General features: G+C 59.5%; 1 pseudogene. It reads left to right on the top strand.

Annotation, left to right across the window (positions count from 1 at the left end):
• Positions 1-46 precede the first annotated feature (46 nt).
• Positions 47-333, top strand: a pseudogene (locus tag R0J88_RS19215) (NADH:ubiquinone reductase (Na(+)-transporting) subunit A); the annotation flags it as partial.

The raw sequence follows: 333 nt of genomic DNA, 5'->3' as shown, positions 1-333 counted from the left end.
GGTGATCTTTCCTGAACAACATCAGATCCGACAATTGGGCGAGTCTATGATCGAAGTCAAACGTGGCCTGGATCTCCCCATCGCCGGGGCGCCGGAGCAGCGTATCGAGGATGCGCAGCCCGTTCGTCGCGTAGCGATCCTGGGTGTTGACTACGTCGGCATGAAGCCGACGATGGAAGTCCGTGAAGGGGACAAGGTGAAGCAGGGGCAACTCCTGTTCACTGACAAGAAGACCCCGGGCGTCCGTTACACCGCGCCTGCTGCCGGTACTGTGGTCGAGATCAATCGTGGCGAGAAGCGCAAGCTTCTGTCCGTGGTCATCGAGATCGACGC

This window comes from Pseudoalteromonas sp. SIMBA_162, from assembly GCF_046535955.1.
Taxonomy (GTDB): Bacteria; Pseudomonadota; Gammaproteobacteria; order Enterobacterales; family Alteromonadaceae; genus Pseudoalteromonas; species Pseudoalteromonas marina.
The sequence above is the reverse complement of the archived record's forward strand: the minus strand, read 5'-3'. Positions and strand labels throughout refer to the sequence as shown.